At 54.7% G+C, this 19,228-nt stretch carries 15 protein-coding genes and 1 tRNA gene; 12 read left to right on the top strand and 4 right to left on the bottom strand.

Going from position 1 to position 19,228, the window contains the following annotated elements; all coding sequences use genetic code 11:
• The first annotated feature begins 6 nt into the window (after positions 1-6).
• The 9 genes from U5J94_RS10820 (at position 7) to U5J94_RS10780 (ending at position 9,579) form a co-directional block, all read left to right on the top strand.
• Positions 7-1,956, top strand: coding sequence for an NAD(P)-binding protein (locus U5J94_RS10820; protein ID WP_322565650.1), 1,950 nt, complete (start codon positions 7-9; stop codon positions 1,954-1,956).
• 25 nt (positions 1,957-1,981) lie between these two features.
• On the top strand, positions 1,982-2,485 hold the full coding sequence (locus U5J94_RS10815) for a hypothetical protein (RefSeq protein WP_322565649.1): 504 nt from the start codon (positions 1,982-1,984) through the stop codon (positions 2,483-2,485).
• On the top strand, positions 2,485-3,246 hold the full coding sequence (dsrO, locus tag U5J94_RS10810) for a sulfate reduction electron transfer complex DsrMKJOP subunit DsrO (protein WP_322565648.1): 762 nt from the start codon (positions 2,485-2,487) through the stop codon (positions 3,244-3,246). The genes U5J94_RS10815 and dsrO overlap by 1 nt, the downstream gene beginning before the upstream one ends.
• Positions 3,247-3,276: 30 nt before the next feature.
• Positions 3,277-4,488 carry an NrfD/PsrC family molybdoenzyme membrane anchor subunit gene (nrfD, locus tag U5J94_RS10805; protein WP_322565647.1) on the top strand — a complete coding sequence of 404 codons (1,212 nt, stop codon included), beginning with the start codon at positions 3,277-3,279 and terminating at the stop codon, positions 4,486-4,488.
• 217 nt (positions 4,489-4,705) lie between these two features.
• On the top strand, positions 4,706-6,103 hold the full coding sequence (locus tag U5J94_RS10800) for a cobyrinate a,c-diamide synthase (RefSeq protein WP_322565646.1): 1,398 nt from the start codon (positions 4,706-4,708) through the stop codon (positions 6,101-6,103).
• Positions 6,104-6,176: 73 nt separating this feature from the next.
• Positions 6,177-6,515: an iron-sulfur cluster assembly accessory protein gene (locus tag U5J94_RS10795; protein WP_322565645.1), complete on the top strand. Its 339-nt coding sequence runs from the start codon at positions 6,177-6,179 to the stop codon at positions 6,513-6,515.
• Positions 6,516-6,598: 83 nt separating this feature from the next.
• The gene (locus U5J94_RS10790) at positions 6,599-8,242 is read left to right on the top strand and encodes a histidine kinase (protein WP_322565644.1); all 1,644 of its coding nucleotides are present in this window, start codon (positions 6,599-6,601) and stop codon (positions 8,240-8,242) included.
• Positions 8,243-8,244: 2 nt separating this feature from the next.
• Positions 8,245-8,910, top strand: coding sequence for a response regulator transcription factor (locus U5J94_RS10785; RefSeq protein WP_322565643.1), 666 nt, complete (start codon positions 8,245-8,247; stop codon positions 8,908-8,910).
• Between the two features lie 204 nt (positions 8,911-9,114).
• On the top strand, positions 9,115-9,579 hold the full coding sequence (locus U5J94_RS10780; RefSeq protein WP_322565642.1) for a rhodanese-like domain-containing protein: 465 nt from the start codon (positions 9,115-9,117) through the stop codon (positions 9,577-9,579).
• 241 nt (positions 9,580-9,820) lie between these two features.
• Here U5J94_RS10780 and U5J94_RS10775 read toward each other — a convergent pair whose 3' ends face one another.
• Both U5J94_RS10775 and U5J94_RS10770 read right to left on the bottom strand, forming a co-directional pair.
• Positions 9,821-10,180 carry a S24 family peptidase gene (locus U5J94_RS10775; RefSeq protein ID WP_322565641.1) on the bottom strand — a complete coding sequence of 120 codons (360 nt, stop codon included), beginning with the start codon at positions 10,178-10,180 and terminating at the stop codon, positions 9,821-9,823.
• Positions 10,181-10,269: 89 nt separating this feature from the next.
• Entirely contained in the window at positions 10,270-12,090 is a 1,821-nt protein-coding gene (locus U5J94_RS10770; RefSeq protein WP_322565640.1) for an ABC transporter ATP-binding protein/permease, read from the bottom strand.
• Between the two features lie 278 nt (positions 12,091-12,368).
• Between U5J94_RS10770 and U5J94_RS10765 the strand changes: the two genes are divergently transcribed.
• Together U5J94_RS10765 and U5J94_RS10760 are read left to right on the top strand one after the other, a co-directional pair.
• Complete coding sequence (locus U5J94_RS10765) at positions 12,369-13,394, top strand: hypothetical protein (protein WP_322565639.1); 1,026 nt, start codon at positions 12,369-12,371, stop codon at positions 13,392-13,394.
• On the top strand, positions 13,391-15,799 hold the full coding sequence (locus U5J94_RS10760; RefSeq protein ID WP_322565638.1) for an EAL domain-containing protein: 2,409 nt from the start codon (positions 13,391-13,393) through the stop codon (positions 15,797-15,799). The genes U5J94_RS10765 and U5J94_RS10760 overlap by 4 nt, the downstream gene beginning before the upstream one ends.
• Positions 15,800-15,953: 154 nt before the next feature.
• Here the strand turns inward: U5J94_RS10760 and cysG are convergent, their stop codons facing one another.
• On the bottom strand, positions 15,954-17,357 hold the full coding sequence (gene cysG, locus U5J94_RS10755; protein WP_322565637.1) for a siroheme synthase CysG: 1,404 nt from the start codon (positions 17,355-17,357) through the stop codon (positions 15,954-15,956).
• Positions 17,358-17,465: 108 nt separating this feature from the next.
• On the opposite strand from cysG, the gene cysC reads away from it, so the two are divergent.
• Entirely contained in the window at positions 17,466-18,068 is a 603-nt protein-coding gene (gene cysC / locus U5J94_RS10750; RefSeq protein ID WP_322565636.1) for an adenylyl-sulfate kinase, read from the top strand.
• Between the two features lie 598 nt (positions 18,069-18,666).
• On the opposite strand, the gene U5J94_RS10745 is transcribed toward cysC, so the two are convergent.
• Positions 18,667-18,743, bottom strand: a tRNA-Pro gene (locus tag U5J94_RS10745).
• Positions 18,744-19,228: the final 485 nt, after the last annotated feature.

The following is a 19,228-nucleotide window of genomic DNA, read 5'->3' as shown; positions in this document are numbered from 1 at the left end:
ACAGGCATGGCGACTTCCCAAGACGATATGAACACCAAGCTAACCTTCCGTCTATTCAAGGACGGTGAAACTACTGAGGACTGGGCTTCCTGGTCGGACAAGATCTTCAACGAAGATACTTCAAACAAATGCCCGACTTACGTGCACCGTACCCCGCCCTGCCAGGGTAGCTGTCCCTCAGGTGAGGACATTCGTGGCTGGCTGGATATTGCTCGCGGTATCGAACAACCGCCCGAAGGTATGGACTGGCAGGAATATGCGTTCCGTCGTTTGACTGATGCCAACCCGTTCCCTTCCGTCATGGGCCGTGTTTGTCCCGCCCCGTGCCAGGACGGTTGCAACCGTAACCAGGTTGAAGATTACGTGGGTATCAACTCCGTCGAGCACTTCATTGGCGACACCGGCCTGTCCAACAAATACAAGTTCGAAGTCGGCAAGGACAACGGCAAGAAAGTCGCCATTGTCGGCGGCGGACCCGCCGGCCTGGCCGCGGCTTTCCAGCTGCGCCGCAAGGGCTATGGCGCCACCGTTTTCGAGAACCACGCCACGCTCGGCGGGATGATGAAATACGGTATCCCCGGTTATCGTACGCCGCGTGACGTACTGGACGGTGAAATCGACCGCATCATCGACATGGGTGTCGAAGTCAAACTCAACACCTGGGTTGGCAAGGATGTGACTGTCGAACAGCTGGAAAAAGACTACGACGCCATTCTCTGGGCCGTGGGTACCTGGACCGGCCGCAAGCTGCCGATCCCCGGTGCCGACAGTGCGCAGAATGTGCTGACCGGTGTCGACTTCCTGGAAGCCTTTAACGACGGTCGTCTGCAACTGGTTTCTGAAAAAGTCGTGGTAGTCGGTGGCGGTGATACCTCCATCGACGTGGCCTCCGTTGCCCGTCGTCTGGGTCACATCACTGAAATTAACGAAAATGACCGTCCGGAAAACATTGTTCTGGGCCATACGGCGCACGATGTCGCCTCTTCCGCCACCCGTCAGGGCGCGCAGGTTATGCTGCTGTCCCGTTCACCGGTCAAGGACATGGCTGCCGCCGAGCACGAAGTCAACGATGCCCTGCGTGAAGGTGTCGATATTGTCGACCGTGTTAACCCGATGGAAGTGATTCTCGATGACAAGGGCCGTGCCAAGGCACTGCGGGTACAAAAAATGGAAGATGACGGCAAGACCCCGATCGAAGGCTCCGAGTACGACATCGAACTGGATTTGCTGGTCTCCGCGATCGGCCAGGGCGGCAAGCTGGAAGGCTTTGAAGATCTGGGTAACGATCGTGGCTTCATCGATGCCGATCAGCACTACCAGGTACCAAACAAACCGGGACACTTTGTCGCCGGCGATATCGTGCGTCCGCATCTGCTGACCACCGCCATCGGTCAGGCCTCCATCGCGGTAGAAAGCATTGATCACTATCTGAAAGCGGAAAACCTGGGCAAGCGTCCGAAGGTCGACAAGCACCACTTCAACCTGCTGAGCAAGCTGCGTGAAGCCGGCCTGGAACCCGAAGATTATACTCATGAATCTGAATGGGGCACCGCCGGCGCGGAATGGGCCGTGCATAACTATGAAGATCGTTCGGCGCATGAAATCATTCCGGCGGATGAACTGTTCCTGGGCCACTTTAAATACACGCCGCGCCTCAAGCGTCAGGAAGATGTCCCGTCAGCCGGCGATGTACTGGGCCACTTCCAGGAACGTATGAAAGGTCTCAGTGATGAGCAGGCCCGTGAAGAAGCCGATCGCTGCATGAGCTGTGGCATGTGCTTCGAATGCGATAACTGTGTCATCTACTGCCCGCAGGATGCCGTCTATCGTGTGCCGAAGGACCAACATACCATGGGCCGTTATGTTGCCACCGATTACTCACGTTGTATCGGGTGCCACATCTGCGCCGATGTTTGCCCGACCGGCTACATCGACATGGCAATGGGCAATGGGTGAATAACAACGAGCAGGAGTAGTTACGGTGTCACTACGACAGTTGATACAAACAACAATAATGGCAGGGCTTATTGCCCTGCCCTTTACTGTGCTGGCAGGTGATACACCTTCACCTGAAATTCCCAAAGCCAAAGAGAAGGCGACAGAGGCATATGGTTGCGTTGCGCCGGTCGAGTACATGCGTAAAAACCATATGGATGAACTGATGCACAAGCGCGACGATACCTTGCGTGAAGGCATTCGGACCGACAAGTTCAGCCTGGCGGAATGTATCAACTGCCATGTCACTCCCGAAGAAGACGGCCAATTTGCCAGCTTCGGTGAAGACGAGCATTTTTGCAGCAGTTGCCACAATTATGCCTCGGTCAGTGTCGACTGCTTCAGCTGCCACCGGGATACGCCTGAAGATACCGATTATCGGCATACCTTCAATAGCGGTAATAATCCCCACCACGGCAAGATGGCTCTGAAAGGGAAAAAACTCTCCGTCGAAACCTTGCAGGTATTGACTGAAGGAGACCAACAATAATGACTGACAAGACATACAACGCGGACCTGTCGCGCCGGCACTTTTTCGGTAAAGCCGCCGCTGCAGCCGGTATGGCGGTCGCCCCCGGGGTTTTCCTGCGCCAGGTGCATGCCCGCCCGGCGGATCAGGCCGCTACCAGCGAACAGCGCTGGGGTATCCTGATCGATACCGACAAGTGTGCCAAAGGTTGTGACAGCTGTGTCACCGCCTGCATGGATGAAAACGGCTGGGGTCGGGCTGATGCCAGTGAAGACAAGTCCGGTCCGCACCAGAAAGCCCAGTGGATTCGCAAGGTCACCATCAAGGACAAGCAGACCGGTCACGTCCAGTCTCTGCCTCTGATGTGCCAGCATTGCGAAAACCCGCCCTGTGTCGATGTCTGCCCCACCGGCGCATCGATGAAACGGGCCGACGGCATCGTACTGGTCGACAAGCACATCTGTATCGGCTGCCGCTATTGCATGATGGCCTGCCCCTACAAGGCCCGCTCTTTTGTCCACGAAGATCTGGAAGATCAGAAGGTCGTGGCGCCCCGCGGCAAAGGGACTGTCGAATCCTGCACCATGTGTGTACACCGGGTCGACGAGAACGGCACGCCCGCCTGTGTCGAGGCCTGCAATGCCGACAATCACAACGCCATGTACTTTGGCGATCTGAAGGATCCGAACAGCGAAATCTCCCGTCAGCTCAAGCAATACGGTGGTAAGGAATTACGCGCCGATCTGGGGCTGAACACCGGCGTTCGCTACCGGGGTCTATAACAAAATCTACAAAGCAGGTTGTCAGTCGAAATGAAAAACGTACAGTTCATGGAAATTGAAGGCCGGAGCTTCGGCTATCTTGCCCTCCTCGGCATCCTCGGCGCCATCATTCTGGTCGCACTGGGTGCCTGGTATGTCATGGAACATCATGGCCATTATGTTACCGGGATGAACAACGCCGTTGTCTGGGGCACACCGCATATCTTCGCGATCTTTCTGATCGTCGCCGCCTCCGGCGCGCTCAACGTCGCGTCAATCTCATCCGTATTTAATAAAACGGCTTACAAACCACTGGCCAGACTCTCCGGACTGCTGGCCATTGCCCTGCTCGCCGGCGGCCTGATGATTCTGGTGCTCGATCTGGGTCGCCCCGATCGATTGATCATCGCCATGACCTACTACAATTTCAAATCGATCTTTGCCTGGAATATCATTCTGTATAACGGTTTCTTTGTTATCGTCGCCGTTTACCTGTGGATGATGATGCAGCAGAGCATGAATAAATACAGCAAGCCGGTCGGTGTTGCCGCCTTCCTCTGGCGCCTGATTCTTACCACCGGTACCGGCTCCATCTTCGGCTTCCTGGTTGCCCGCCAGGGCTACGATGCCGCCATCATGGCGCCGCTGTTCATTGCCATGTCCTTCTCTTTTGGTCTGGCGATTTTCCTGCTGGTCCTGATGGCCGCCTATAAATGGACCGGCCGGCCGCTGGGCGATGCCCTCTTCCGGCGTCTGAAAAACCTGCTGGGTGTGTTTGTGGCCGGTGTGCTCTACTTTGTCCTGGCCTACCATCTGACCAATCTGTATGCGACCGAGCATCACGGCATTGAAGCCTTCATTCTGCGCGATGGCGGCATTTACCCCCAGCTGTTCTGGATTGGCCAGATTGTGATCGGCTCCCTGTTGCCGCTGCTCCTGTTCTACCATCCGAGCACAGGCAAAAACCGGACGCTGGTTGGACTGGGCGCCCTGCTGGTCATCATCGGCGGCTTCATCCAGCTGTATGTCCTGATTATCGGCGGTCAGGCCTATCCGCTGGAAATCTTCCCCGGTAAGGAAGTGATCGAAAGCAGCTTCTTTGATGGTCAGGTGGCACACTATGCCCCGAGCATCTGGGAGGTTCTGCTGGGACTGGGCGGTATGGCCGTGGCCCTGATCATGGTCGCCCTGGCGGTCAAGATCCTGCGATTCATGCCCACCAGCCTGGCCGATGAGGATGTCGATCCTCATCATTCTGCCTGATTGATTTTTAACCCAGCATCACCATATAAGGGGGACCCGGTTTCGACTGTGTCCCCTTTTTTAATCGGACGCCAAAAAGCATTTACCGCAGAGAACGAAATGTAATGTTGAACAGTTAATGGTTAATGGTTAATGGTTAATGTTGGATTAAATACGAACCTGTAATTCAAAATTCAACATTCAACATTATTATGTTAATAATTCAGTCTCTCACATCATGAACCGCTTGCTCATTTCCGCTGCCCATAAGTCTTCCGGCAAGACCACCTTGTCGATCGGACTGTGCGCGGCGTTTCGGCAGCGGGGACTCGATGTCCGGCCGTTCAAAAAAGGGCCGGACTATATCGATCCCATGTGGCTGGGTCAGGCGGCCGGGCACCCCTGTCATAATCTCGATTTTTACACCATGTCCCGGGACGAGATTCTGCAGACCCTGCAACAACAGGCCGGAGCGAGCGATCTGGCGCTGATCGAAGCCAACAAGGGTCTGTATGACGGACTGGATATCGAAGGCAGCAACAGTAATGCCGCACTGGCCCGATTGACCGAAACACCTGTCATTCTGGTCATTGACGTGCAGGGGATGACCCGGGGGATCGCCCCGCTGATCCTCGGTTATCAGGCGTTTGATCCCCAGGTCAATATTGCCGGGGTGATTCTCAACCAGATCCGCGGCAGCCGCCACGAAGCCAAACTGCGCGCCGTCATCGAGCACTATACCCATCTGCCCGTGGTCGGTGCCGTCTATCACGATACACGCCTGGCCATTACCGAGCGCCATCTCGGGCTGATCCCCAGCAATGAAAACACCGAGGCCACCGGGAAAATCGAAGCCATCGGCCAGCTGATTGCCCAGCAGGTGGATCTGGACCGGCTCCAGACCCTGGCCCGCCAGGCGCCGGCCCTGCCCGCCAGCGAACTACCGACGGCCCCGGCGCCGGTCCGGCCGCCGGATATCCGTCTCGGTATCGCCCGGGATGAGGCTTTCGGCTTTTACTATCCCGGTGATCTCGAGGCGCTGCAGCAAGCCGGCGCCGAACTGGTCCCCATCGACACCCTGCACGATCGCCAGTTGCCGGCGATCGATGGGCTGTTCATCGGCGGCGGTTTCCCCGAATCCCGTCTGACGGAACTGGCGGCCAATCAGCCCCTGCGTGAGGCCATTCACAGCGCGATTGAAGGCGGCTTGCCTGCTTATGCCGAGTGTGGCGGCCTGATGTATCTGTGTCGTCAGATCCGCTGGCAGGGCGAGACAGCGCCCATGGTCGGCGTCATTCCCGCGGATGTGGTCATGCATAGCCGCCCCCAGGGCCGCGGTTACGTGCGTCTGCGCGAGACCGACGAGAGCCCCTGGGCGACTGCCGCGCCCGCCGATCCGCAGGCGGAATTCCCCGCCCATGAGTTTCACTATTCCGCGCTCGAAAATCTGGCCCAGCCCCAGCGCTTCGCCTACCGGGTGCTGCGCGGCACCGGCATTGATGGCGAGCACGACGGATTGATCCACAAAAACCTGCTGGCCTGCTACGCTCACCAGCGCGATACAGCGCGCCACCACTGGGCCCGACGCTTTATCGACTTTGTCCGGCGCACCCGCGAGAACGGAATTGATGTATAATTGACTAAATGACTGGGATATTAACCATCCAGTCAGCGAACCTCTGTCAGGCAATCGAAACGAAGGAGTCCTTATGATTACGGTGACGCCCAAAGCCGCGGAACAAATCAAGCAATCGGCCAAGCAGAACCAGATGGAAGGCATGCCCATCCGTATCGCCGCCAAACGCGATGACGCCGGATCGATCCAGTACGCCATGGGCTTTGCCGATCAGCAGGATGAGAATGACATCAGCTACACCTCCGAAGGCGTCTCGGTGATGGTGCCGCCGGACAGCGTCGCTCTGTTGCAGGGCGCTACACTGGATTTCGTGGAGCTGGAGTCGGGGGAATTCAATTTTATTTTCCTCAATCCCAACGATCCCGAGTACGTCCCGCCCAAAGCGGACAGTGACAGCTCGCATTACTTTTAATTCAATGAGTCAAGGTGTCTTCCAGATGTGTCCAGTCATCCTGAATATCGCCTTGCCATCGGGGTCTGCCGTATACTATGTCGATGAACAAGCCACACACCGTAGCCAGTCGTTCTGAGCCGGCCGGCGACACGGAGAACGCCGCCACCGACCCGCTGACGCCGTACGAGGGCATCTGGCGAAGCCGCCTGTGTGGCGCCATTTTCGGGATCGGCGCGGTTCTCATCATACTCGGCATCGCCAGCGCCTGGCTGCTGTACGTCAACCATGCCGGCTCAACCCTGGTGGCCATTACCCTGGCCCTGCTCGTCGGCGGTCTGGCGCTTATCGCGCTGCTCATCATTGTAGTGCAGCGCACCCTGCTCAGGCCCCTGACCCAGTTACGCCGCTGGACTGCGGAACTGCGTCAGGGCAATCTGGCCGCCCGTCTGCCGGAAGAAGTTCCCAACGAATTCAAGGGACTGTTCGGTGACTTCAACACGCTGGCCAACGAGCTCGAAGTATTGTCGCTGGATATGCAAAGCCAGGTCCGCAAACAGACCAAGCATATCGAGCGCAAGACCCATTCGCTCGAGATCATCTATGATGTCGCGGCCAGTATTAATATCTCGCGGGATCTCGATGATCTGTTGACCCGTTTTTTGCACACCCTGAAAGATGTGGTCAATGCCCGTGCCGCGGTCGTGCGCCTGGTGGACAACAATAATCAGATGCGCCTGGTCTCCAGCATCGGGCTGGACGAGGATCTGGTCAAACGCGAACAACTGATCCCCTCGGAGCAATGTCTGTGTGGCAGCGCCTTCACCGAGGGCAAGGTCATGTTCCAGAGCGACTTGCAAAAATGCGACAAGATCATCGGCCGCAGTTTTTTTGATAGCGAAGACATCGGCATGATCGTCGTCCCGCTGCAATATCGGGACAAGACCCTCGGCGTCTACAACCTGTTCGTCAGCCAGGAGGATTTCGCCGAACCCGAGGATATCGAGGATCTGCTCACCAGCATCGGCCGGCATCTGGGGATGGCGATCGATAAGGCACGCTCCGAGGACGAGGCGCAACGTCTGTCGATCATGGAAGAGCGCACCCGGCTCGCCCATGAGCTGCACGACTCGCTGGCCCAGACCCTGGCCAGTCTGCGTTTCCAGATCCGCGTCCTGGATGAAACCATCCGCCAGGGTGAAGAACCCTCCATCTGGTACGAGCTGGAGAAAATCGAAAACAATATCGACGAGGCCTATGCCGAATTGCGCGAGCTGATCACCCACTTCCGGGCACCGATCGACAAGCGTGGTCTGGTACCGGCAGTCGAACATCTGGTGGATCGTTTCCGCAACCAGAGCGAGATTTCCATCTACCTGCAAAAGGAATGGAATGTGCTCTATCTGCCGGCCAGTGTCGAAGTTCAGGCATTACGTATTATCCAGGAAGCCCTCAACAATATCCGCAAACACAGCCAGGCGCATGCCGTTCGTGTTATTATGCGCAGCGATGTCAACGGCGACTGCCGTATCCTGATCGAAGATGATGGCGTCGGCATGAATATCCTGCCGTCCTCCGATCGCACCTCCGGCGATCATCTCGGTCTGAGCATTATGGATGAGCGGGCCAAACGCATCGGCGGCACCGTCCGCATCGAAAGCGAACCCAACGAAGGCACCCGGGTTCTGCTGCGCTTCCGTTATCCCGAAGTTCAGACCGTCGAAGTACCGCTACAACTACAGGGTTGATTATGAGTCTGCGCGTTCTGTTAATTGATGATCACACCCTGTTCCGTGTGGGTCTCGAAGGTTTGCTGGCCAGTCGGGGCATCGAAATCGTCGCCTCGGTCGGTTCCGGCCAGGACTGCCTGCGACTGGTCGAGGAACTCAAACCCGATGTGGTCCTGCTGGATATGCGCATGCCGGGCATCGATGGCCTCAGTGTACTGAAATTATTACGCCAGAATGACGAAAATCTGCCGGTTGTTATGCTCACCACCAGCAGCGACGAAGGCGATCTGCTCGAATCCCTGCGTGAAGGCGCGCAGGGTTATCTGCTCAAGGACATGGAACCCGATGATCTGGTTCTGGCCCTGCGCGACATCGTCAACAACGGCAAGACCGTCGTCGCCCCGGACCTCGCCCCGATTCTGGCCAAGGCGGTCCAGGGCAGCCACAGCGACGACGAGAACGCCAACGCCAGTCCGTTTGACGAACTGACCCCGCGGGAGACCGAAATCCTCGGCCTGCTGGCCGAAGGCCAGAGCAACAAAGCCATCGCCCGCAACCTGGGGATCTCCGACGGCACCGTCAAACTCCACGTCAAAGCCATCCTGCGCAAACTGGATGTCCACTCCCGGGTCGAGGCCGCGGTCATGGCCGTCGAATACGGCCTGTCTCGCGCCAGCCCCGAATAACTGTATCGCTCGTCAATAACCGCGTGTTTATTCGGGACCGGCAGATTGACCACCGATGACACCGAAAACACTGAAAATCGAATGTGAGGGACAGGCTGGACTCGATTTTTATGCAGTTTATTACTCAGTGTATTCGGTGTGTTCGGTGATTCCGTTATTCTATCGATAACAAATGACATTTAATTTATTGGGCAGGCTGTAACGATGAGAAAATTTACCGAACTGGTCGCCGAGAGCGCCAAACATGTGGATGAACTCTTCCCCTGGGACCTGGAAGAACAGCTTCAGGAAAACCCCGATATCCTGATCGTGGATGTGCGGGAACCCTACGAATACGACGCCATGCATATCCCGGGCTCGATCAACGTCCCGCGCGGCATTCTGGAGACGGCCTGTGAATACGATTACGAAGATACCGTGCCCGAGCTGGTCGAAGCCCGGGATCGGGAGGTCGTGGTCGTCTGCCGCTCCGGCAACCGCAGCATCTTCGCCGCCGAAGTCATGCAAAAACTCGGCTACAAAAACGTCACCTCTTTAAAAACCGGCCTGCGCGGCTGGAGCGACTACGAACAGCCCTTCTACGACAACAGCGGAAACGAAGTGGACGAAGACACCGTCATCGACTTCTTCACCCCCAAACTCCGCCCGGAACAAATGAGCAAGAAATAACCTCTTTTTAGAATCCGATTAAAAACGCGGAGTTCGCAGAGGCGCGGAGACGCAGAGGAATAAAATTATTGTTATCCGCAAAGTCACAAGATTACGAAGAAGATATTGCTGTATAACTTGTGGTATTGGGACAGATGGGCATTTAACTTTTGGTCACACAAATAACTCAGTGACGAGATAAAATGATTTTCTCCGCGCCTCTGCGTCTCCGCGCCCTCTGCGTTTATTCCCAGTAACCCGGCTAGTCTTCGTAGCGCTTGCGGTCCTTGCGGCGGCCGTGGGGGCCGGACTGCTGGACGACCACGCCCTGGATGGCTCTGAGTTCGATCGGGCGTTTCTCGTGCATATACGCTTCATTGAGCGGCTGCAGATAGTACTGTTCATTTTCCAGAACCAGCTGGCGAAAAATATAGCCGTTTTCGATCAGAGCGATGACGTAGCTGCCATGACGGGCATGGCCGGTTGGATCGACCACGATGATACAACGGCGCCGGAACTCCGGCTCCATGCTGTCATCGATCACCTGCAGGGCAAACGGCTCCGCACCGCCGCAGCTTGACTCGGCGGCGGACTCGATTGCGCTTTTCAACTCTTGTTGCATGGCCTCACCTCATACGTTCTTCGGACAGATTATAGCGCGAATCAGGCCCTGACACAGCCGCTGCAAATCCCCTGTCAGGCTGGCGGTTATCAGACCTTCGGTTCCGACTGGAGCGTCTCGCGATGGTGCTCTTTCTGCTGCAGAGCCCACATGTGGCTGTACAGGCCGTCGCGCGCCAGCAGGCTGGCATGGGTCCCGCGCTCGCGGATTTGCCCCTCCTCCATCACCAGAATCTCATCCGCATCGACGATGGTCGAGAGGCGGTGTGCCACCACCAGTGTCGTGTGCTGCTCGGCGACTTCCCGCAGCGCCTTGAGGATCGCCTGCTCGGACTGGCTGTCCAGGGACGAGGTGGCCTCGTCAAAGACCAGAATCACCGGATTTTTCAGGATCACCCGGGCGATCGCCACCCGCTGCTTCTCACCACCGGAGAGCTTCAACCCGCGCTCGCCCACCACCGTGTCATAACCCTGCGGCAGATTGACGATAAAATCGTGAATATGCGCATGCCGTGCCGCCTGCTCCACCTCGTCGCGGCTGGCACCGGGGCGGGCGTACTGGATATTGTAGAAAATGCTTTCGTTAAACAGCACCGTATCCTGGGGCACGATGCCGATGGCGGCACGCAGGCTCTCCTGGGTCACATGGCGGATATCCTGGTCATCGATCAGGATTCGCCCGTCGGTCACATCGTAAAACCGGAACAGCAGTCGGGCCAGCGTCGACTTGCCGGCCCCGGACGGCCCGACGACCGCGACCTTGCGCCCCGGCTGAATGGCAAACGTAATATCCTTGAGAATCGGACGATCTTCGTTATATGCAAAACTGATATTGTCAAAATCGACCTTGCCCCGGGTGACCTGCAACGGCCGGGCATCCGGCGCGTCCTGAATCTCCTCTTCGCGATGCAGCAGCTTCAGTACCAGATCCATGTCCGCCAGTGTGTATTTGAGCATTCGGTAAATTATCCCCAAAAAACTCAATGGCATGAACATCTGCAACATGAGGGTATTGACCAACACCAGATCGCCCAGCGTCATCTCGCCATTGACCACGCCGTGACCGGCATAAATCATGATCATGGTCAGGCCGGCGGCGATGATCGCGCCCTGACCGAAATTGAGTAACGACATGGAAGTCTGGCTCTTGACCGCCGCATGCTCCCATTCGTCAAGGGTGTCGTGATAACGCTGCAGCTCGAACCGTTCGTTATTAAAGTACTTGACTGTTTCATAGTTCAGCAGGCTGTCGACCGCCTGCCCGTTGGCTTGCGAGTCCATGGCATTCATTCGATGCCGAAAACTCATGCGCCACTCACTGACCAGCAAGGTATAGGCGACATACACCCCGACCGTCAAAAAGGTGACAATCGTAAACTTGATGTCATACTGACCCAGCAGAATGACAGCCACCATCAGAAATTCGGCCAGCGTCGGCAGGATATTGAAGACCATGTAGTTCATGATCGAGCTGACACTCTGGGCGCCCCGCTCAAGGTCGCGGGTAATATTGCCGGTGCGACGCTCCAGATGAAAGCGCAGGGACAACCGGTGCAGGTGCCGCAAGACCTGCAGGGATAACTTGCGCATTGCGCCATAACGCACCCGGGCGAACACGGCATCACGCATTTCATTAAAGAACGAGCTGCCCAGACGTAATGCACCGTAGGCCAGAAGCAGCACAATCGGCACCGCCACGGCCTGCGCCTGCCCTTGTGAGGTATCGAGGGTATCGACAATCTCCTTGAGCAGGACCGGAATTCCCACTGTCGCCACTTTGGCCAGTACCAGGCTGATCAGCGCCGCCAGTACCCGGCCCCGGTAATCCCACAAATACGGCAACATGTGGCGCAGATTGCGCAGATCCTGGCGGTTCTTGTGCGGTGCATCGGTGTACCGGGGAATACTCATAAAATTATTACTGCCAAACCAAAAAATGAAATATTATCATATCTTTAGGGGGGCTTTATAAGAGAAAGACAGGTTTTCCGGCGAATCGATATTATCCGCCTTATATCCTGACAGAAGCTCAGGAATTATATAAAGTAAACCGGAGCCGGCAGCCGGTTCAGTAACCGGGGATAAGCAGTCGATTTTAATAACTAACATGACACTTGCACGCGACACACAGCTCCCTGCTGACTTTTGGCCGCCCGGCCTCCTTGCCCGGATTGCAGGACAATTCCTTAATGTCGCGAAAAAACGAATTGACGGTATTATTGGAACAGATAATGCCTGAGCGCACATCCTTTTATGTAACGAATCTGTTCAGGTCTCGCTGCCTGCAGTGGCCTGGCCGTCTCATAATACTCGCGATACTGTTTCTGTTTACAGCAGGTACCCTTCCCGCACAAAACAACGGCAAGATTGTTTTGTTTTTGAGCGGTGAAAATGATGCCTACAAGATTTTCAGGAAGCGGATCGAACAACTCAGCCTGGCTAACCCGGAATCACGAAACCGCCCGCTATTTTTCAATATCAATCATTTAGACCACGAAAAGCTCCAGCAAATCACTCGCGATGCCAGTCTTGTTGTCACGGCAGGGAAAAAAAGCAGCATAGCGCTTTCCCGCATTAACAGCCCTGTCCCGCATATCGCCACGTTATTGACCCGCGAAGACTACGCATCGAGCCTCAGCTTGCGCGCGGACAAAACAACCGATTATTGCGGAGTCGTCATTGATCAGCCGCTTGATAGAATCATCAGCATCATCAACCGGGAACTACCGGATATCAAGCGGGTCGGTATTATCGAAGCCGCAAACGACAACACCCCGTGGTCAGGCAATACTGACTCATCAAGTTCCGAAATCGAAGTTATCCGTGAAAAACTGGATGGCGACCTACACGCCACGATCAAACTGCTGGCGAAAAAAGAAACAGACGCCATCGTCGCGTTACACAACAAGGCAGTATATAACCGCGGGACGGCAAGAAATATCCTTATATCAAGCTACCATTTCAATATTCCTGTAATCGGATATTCCAGCGCCTTTGTCAAGGCGGGCGCTCTCATCGGCATTTATTCCAAACCGGAGTCGCTTGCCGACGAGACATACAATTACATAAAAGATCCAAAAATGTGCAAAAACGGAAAAGTCATACACCCCGGGACCTACACGATCGAGGTCAACCCCCAGGTAGCCAAATCACTTGGCATAAACATTTTAACGGATGACCTGGAAAAAACAGTCAGTAAAGGGTCAAGACCATGAATAGTCTTAAGTTTAAAATCCTTGCAATTGTAATCTTTCCCCTGTTGATCGTTGCTTTGATACTAACAGCTTCACACATAAGCAATCGTATGAGTGATGCTGAATACAGGCTCACAAGCAAGGTCAAAACCATGACAAGAATTCTTGCCAACTCCCTTGAATATGGCATCATCTCCGGAAATGATGCCTACACAAAATCATTGCTTTCTGACTTTGCAGAAAGCAACGAAATAATCAGGGCCAACCTATACAATAATGAAGGCAAAACCATCGGCTCCATAACAGATGAAAAATATGACGCCACACTCGACAGCGATAAACTCTACATTGAGACCGGAATATTTCGCTCAACAGAGTCAATAGACGATTTTTCTTCTGAAGATATTGATTATAAAAATGAAGTAGGCACTCTTCGTGTAACTGTATCTACGCAGGAACTGGAAAAAGAAAAAAATGCAATAATCTTCGAAGGGATTATTATAACACTCCTTCTCGTCCTGATCACTCTCATCGTCACGCTCGCTTTTATCAAGCGCATAACAAGACCATTCATGAAAATATTAAACGGCATCGATATTATTCGTAAAGGAAACGTTGGATACCAGCTTGAATCCTCGACCATAAAAGAACTTGACTCACTTACCAGAAATATTAACGCCATGTCGACCTCCCTGAAGGCGGCGCAGGATGAGCTTGTCAACAAAAGCGATAACGCACTCTATGTCGAACGAAGCAAGGCACTGGTAACGCTGGAATCGATTGGCGAAGGAGTGATTACCACGGATACCGCATCAAATATCACCTACATGAACCCGGCCGCCGAGATACTGACGGGCACCCGCTTTGAAAATATGCAAAACCAGAGTATCCATAAGGCATTAAGAATACGCTATGCAAACTCCGACGCCATCACTGAATACCCTGTAGAAAAGGTTGTTCAGGACAAAAATAACCTGAGCCACGATCCGCATTTAACCCTCGTCAAAGCGGATAACACTGAGCTGGTAATCAAGGATACAGCAAGCCCGATCATGGACCGAACAGGAAACGTGATCGGGATTGCTCTGATATTTCATGACTTCTCTAACGTCAAGCATATGTCCGATAAACTCGCCTATCAGGCATCTCACGACGATCTGACTGATCTGTACAACAGGCGGGAGTTTGAACGTCAGCTGAAGGATGCGCTCAAGGATGCCTGCGATCGCGATACAGAACATACTCTATGCTATATCGATCTTGATCAATTTAAAATCATAAATGACACATGTGGTCATCTTGCCGGTGACATTCTGCTCAAACAAATCAGCCATCAAATCAAGAACCGGATTCGTCGACATGATCTTCTCGCCCGTCTTGGCGGCGACGAATTTGGCATTATTTTTTACGACACGCCCGTCAGTGAAGCAAAATCCCTGGCCGAGCAAATCAAAGGCGCTGTCGCGGACTTTAAATATATATGGCATGATAGCTCATTCGATATCGGCATAAGTATCGGACTCGCGCCTATCAACGCGAGCATAAACTCGCACTCCGAGCTTCTTATGCTTGCTGATTCCGCATGCTATATAGCCAAAGATAAGGGCAGAAACGCCATTCACGCCTACTCCCCCAGCGACAAAGACTTCATTCCTCGCAACACAGAACTTCAGTGGTACAACAAAATAACTGATGCACTTGACGCTGATGACTTTTTTCTTTTTTGCCAGGAAATACAGCCTTCAAGCCCGCCCGAAGGCGAAAAATCCGGACACTACGAGATCCTTTTGAGATTGCGGTCCGAAGACAAAACAGTCCTCGCCGAGGAATTTATTCCGGCCGCGGAACGCTATCTGTTGATGCCCCGTATCGATCGCTGGGTTGTGGATACTTTCTTATCCTGCTTTGAGGACAAGGCCATCGATAACTTTGGCGGTAACCACTACAACATTAATCTGTCCGGACAGTCTTTGTGTGACGACGAATTCCTTGATTACACCATACAGCGGCTGCAGGGGAGGTACGTCAACCCGGCGGTGCTTACCTTTGAAATCACCGAAACCGCCGCAATCTCCAACCTTGATAAAGCCTTACACTTTATCAATACCCTGAAAAAACTGGGATGCCGATTTGCACTCGATGACTTTGGAACCGGCGTCAGCTCGTTTCAATACCTGCATGATCTTCCCATTGACTATATTAAAATCGACGGAAAGTTTGTCCGCAACGTCGACAACAACGATATCAACCACTCTATCGTCAACGCAATCACGGACATTGGTCATGAGCTGGGGCTTGAAATCATCGCTGAATACGTGGAAGACGAAACAATCCGCGAAAAGCTGAAAAACTGCAATATCGACTATATTCAGGGCTTCGCCGTCGGAAAACCGTTTCCATTAGACAAAGTAGGCAGTAGGCAGTAGGCAGTAGGCAGTAGGCAGAAAAATTCTAAATGCTGAATGTTTAATTTTTAATTACAGGCGTGGCTGCGCCACACTAAAATTCAACATTTAAAATTCAACATTCAAAATTAACCATCCTGCTTTTGATTTCCGACTGTTAACTGACGACTGCCAACTATTTCTTATTTTCATGCCCCGTCGGGTCGAACCACTTCAGCTTGTCGTGTAAAGCAACCACCTCGCCGACGATGATCAGCGTGGGCGGCTTGATGTCGTTGTTTTGCACCAGATCCGGCAGCGTCGCCAGGGTGCCGAGGTGGACCTTCTGTTCCTGGCTGGTGCCCTTCTCTACCAGCGCGGCCGGAGTTCTGTCCGCCAGACCATGCGCGACCAGATTCTCGCAAATCCCCCGGACACCGTGCAGGCCCATGTAAAACACCAGGGTCTGACCCGGCTGCGCCAGGGCGGGCCAGTTCAGATTGATGCTGCCGTCCTTGAGATGGCCGGTGACGAAGGTGCAGGACTGGACATAATCCCGATGCGTTAACGGGATACCGGCATAAGCGGCACAGCCGGCGGCGGCGGTAATACCCGGCACCACCTGGAAGCTGACGCCCTCTTTCATCAGGGTTTCGATCTCCTCACCCCCGCGACCGAAGATAAACGGATCACCGCCTTTGAGGCGCAGGACTTTCTTGCCTTCCTTGGCCAGTCGCGCCAGCAGAGTATTGATATCCTCCTGCTGGATCGTGTGCTTGTTGCGCTCCTTGCCGGCATAGATAAATTCCGCATCGCGGCGCACCATATCCAGAATACCCTGCGACACCAGCCGGTCGTAAACCACCACGTCGGCCTGTTGCATCAACCGCAGCGCCTTGAAGGTCAGCAGATCCGGATCGCCCGGTCCCGCACCGACCAGATAGACTTCACCTTCCAGAGAAGGTGCCTGCCCCGAGACAACCGCCTGTTCAAGCAGGGCTTCGGCTTCGCGCTCCTTACCGGCCAACAGCCGATCGGCGACCGGCCCTTCCAGAATCGCTTCCCAGAAACGGCGAATCTCGGTGATGGAACCGAAGCGTTGTTTGACCTTCTCCCGATAACGTTCCAACAGCGAGGCCAGATGCCCGTAGGCAGGAGGGATGACCGTTTCCAGTCGGGAACGCAGCAAACGGGCCAGTACCGGCGAGGCACCGCCGGTGGAAATGGCAATCTGCACCGGCGAACGATCGATAATCGAGGGCATGGTGAAACTGCACAGTTCCGGGGCATCCACCACGTTGACCGGAATATTCTTTCGTTTGGCCAGTTCCGAAACCCGTCGGTTGACCGCTTCATTATCGGTTGCCGCAATGACAATATAGGGTTGATCGATGTCCGCATCGGCAAAGTCACGGGCAATGTGTTCGAGATCACCGGCCTGCTGGCGTTCCACCAGTTCGTGGCACAATGCGGGCGCGACCACCGTGACCCGCGCACCGGCGCGCAACAGTAAAAAAACCTTGCGTGCGGCAATCCCGCCACCGCCCACCACCAGACAGGGCTTGTCCCTGATATCGAGAAAAATCGGTAAAAATTTCATGCTGGAAAATTCCGGAATAACCCGTTGAAATAGCAGGATATTTTACTATATATTAGTAGTGCGCGCATTATTTTAATTTCATGGCCTCGCCAAACCACGGGAAACCGCATGACTGCACCAAACAACAACGTCGTCTGGCACGCCGCCAGCGTCGATCGCGAACAGCGCGAAAGCCTGCATCACCATAAAAGCGTGGTGCTATGGTTCACCGGACTGTCTGCCTCGGGCAAATCCACCCTCGCCCACGCCGTGGAAAAAGAGCTCTACGCCCGGGGCTGTCACAGCTTCGTGCTCGATGGCGACAACGTCCGCCACGGCCTGTGCAGCGATCTCAGTTTCTCGCTCGAGGATCGGCACGAGAATATCCGCCGCATCGCCAATGTGGCCAAACTGTTCATCGAGGCCGGGGTCATCGTCCTCACCGCCTTCATTTCCCCCCTGCGCCAGGATCGGGAAATCGCCCGCAATCTCATGCCCCACGGCGATTTTCTGGAAATCTATTGCGATGCGCCGGTGGAAGTGTGCGAAAAACGCGATCCCAAAGGACTCTACCAGAAAGCCCGCGAAGGCAAGATCGCCGAATTCACCGGCATCAGCTCACCCTACGAAGCCCCGCTCAAACCCGAACTGCACCTCAACACTGGCGAACAACCCCTGGAGGAATCAGTCAATGCCGTGATCGAGATGCTGCTTGAACGGGGGATCATCTGAAAAGCAATGATGAATGTTGAATTTTGAATGTTGAATTGAAATTCAGCAGCTGTAGGAGCGGCTGCGCCGCGATTTAAAAGATAGTTAGCAGTTGGCAGTTGGCAGAATATAAAAGTGCTGAGTGCTGAGTGCTGAGTTCTTGGAACTTACGAACTTAGAACTTAGAACTATTTGTTGTAGGAGGGGCTTGACGTACATGGATGTACTAATGTCGCGGTAGGCATGGTGCCCCGACCCGGGACGGGTGGGGTACTCATGATGAACGCTGAAAGCGTTCTATGAGACAGGCCGTGAGCGACGCAGCCGCGACCCTTCGAAGCCCAGGCAAGTCGCCGCTACAAGCGTCTCCCACAAGGCCCTTCGGGCAGGGATAAGTGCTGAAGAGAAAGTTGGCAGCCGCGATTTAAAAACAGGGTAGGTGCGTTCTATGCACCTTTTCGACCTCAATTTAAAAGGCTAATGGTGCGTGAGACGCACCCTACCCGACGGTATTCCCCAAAGATTGGTTTCCAGTTCAACGAAGCAATCGGCAGAGAGACCGCACCCTGTCAAAATAAGGGGCCAGGACCTGGTAACTAGGACCTGGTAACTGAGAAGTTGGTCGGGACGGCAGGATTTGAACCTGCGACCCTCTGCACCCCATGCAGATGCGCTACCAGGCTGCGCTACGCCCCGACGGTTTCGAACCGCGTGAATCATACAACACATCAAACCCAGGGCCAAGGGACGAGTGACGAGGGACGAGGAAAAACAATTCCAAATGCCGCTCCCGGCGTCCTCCGGACGCAGTAACGAGTTACGAGGGACGAGGGACGAGGGACGAGGGACGAGGGACGAGGAAAAACACCCTATCCCGTAAGCTGGGATCGCCTTCGGCGCGATGGGTTGTGCGGGTGGAAAGGTCTGTCGCGGTCGCAGCCCGCTCCTACAAGTCAGAAGACCGGGCGATGCGGGCTTTCCTCGTCACTCGTCCCTTGGCCCTGGATGTTCTGTAGGAGCGCCTTCGGCGCGATGGATTGTGCCGGGGGAAAGGTCTGTCGCGGTCGCAGCCCGCTCCTACAATCAGAAGACCAGGACGATGCGGGGCTTCCTCGTCCCTCGTAACTCGTCCCTCGGCCCTCGGCCCTGTATTTTCTGTAGGAGCGCCCCACGGGCGCGAT

It is taken from the genome of Thiohalophilus sp. (assembly GCF_034522235.1).
Lineage (GTDB): Bacteria > Pseudomonadota > Gammaproteobacteria > UBA6429 > Thiohalophilaceae > Thiohalophilus.
The sequence above is the reverse complement of the archived record's forward strand: the minus strand, read 5'-3'. Positions and strand labels throughout refer to the sequence as shown.

What these genes read in the sequence shown, in the direction of transcription:
- U5J94_RS10760 (WP_322565638.1), top strand. Translation starts at nt 13,391, where the DNA reads ATGAATAGTCTTAAGTTTAAAATCCTTGCAATTGTAATCTTTCCCCTG.
- U5J94_RS10790 (WP_322565644.1), top strand. Translation starts at nt 6,599, where the DNA reads ATGAACAAGCCACACACCGTAGCCAGTCGTTCTGAGCCGGCCGGCGAC.
- cysG (WP_322565637.1), bottom strand. Translation starts at nt 17,357, where the DNA reads ATGAAATTTTTACCGATTTTTCTCGATATCAGGGACAAGCCCTGTCTG.
- nrfD (WP_322565647.1), top strand. Translation starts at nt 3,277, where the DNA reads ATGAAAAACGTACAGTTCATGGAAATTGAAGGCCGGAGCTTCGGCTAT.
- U5J94_RS10770 (WP_322565640.1), bottom strand. Translation starts at nt 12,090, where the DNA reads ATGAGTATTCCCCGGTACACCGATGCACCGCACAAGAACCGCCAGGAT.
- U5J94_RS10780 (WP_322565642.1), top strand. Translation starts at nt 9,115, where the DNA reads ATGAGAAAATTTACCGAACTGGTCGCCGAGAGCGCCAAACATGTGGAT.
- U5J94_RS10775 (WP_322565641.1), bottom strand. Translation starts at nt 10,180, where the DNA reads ATGCAACAAGAGTTGAAAAGCGCAATCGAGTCCGCCGCCGAGTCAAGC.
- U5J94_RS10785 (WP_322565643.1), top strand. Translation starts at nt 8,245, where the DNA reads ATGAGTCTGCGCGTTCTGTTAATTGATGATCACACCCTGTTCCGTGTG.
- dsrO (WP_322565648.1), top strand. Translation starts at nt 2,485, where the DNA reads ATGACTGACAAGACATACAACGCGGACCTGTCGCGCCGGCACTTTTTC.
- U5J94_RS10765 (WP_322565639.1), top strand. Translation starts at nt 12,369, where the DNA reads ATGTCGCGAAAAAACGAATTGACGGTATTATTGGAACAGATAATGCCT.
- U5J94_RS10820 (WP_322565650.1), top strand. Translation starts at nt 7, where the DNA reads ATGGCGACTTCCCAAGACGATATGAACACCAAGCTAACCTTCCGTCTA.
- U5J94_RS10795 (WP_322565645.1), top strand. Translation starts at nt 6,177, where the DNA reads ATGATTACGGTGACGCCCAAAGCCGCGGAACAAATCAAGCAATCGGCC.
- cysC (WP_322565636.1), top strand. Translation starts at nt 17,466, where the DNA reads ATGACTGCACCAAACAACAACGTCGTCTGGCACGCCGCCAGCGTCGAT.
- U5J94_RS10800 (WP_322565646.1), top strand. Translation starts at nt 4,706, where the DNA reads ATGAACCGCTTGCTCATTTCCGCTGCCCATAAGTCTTCCGGCAAGACC.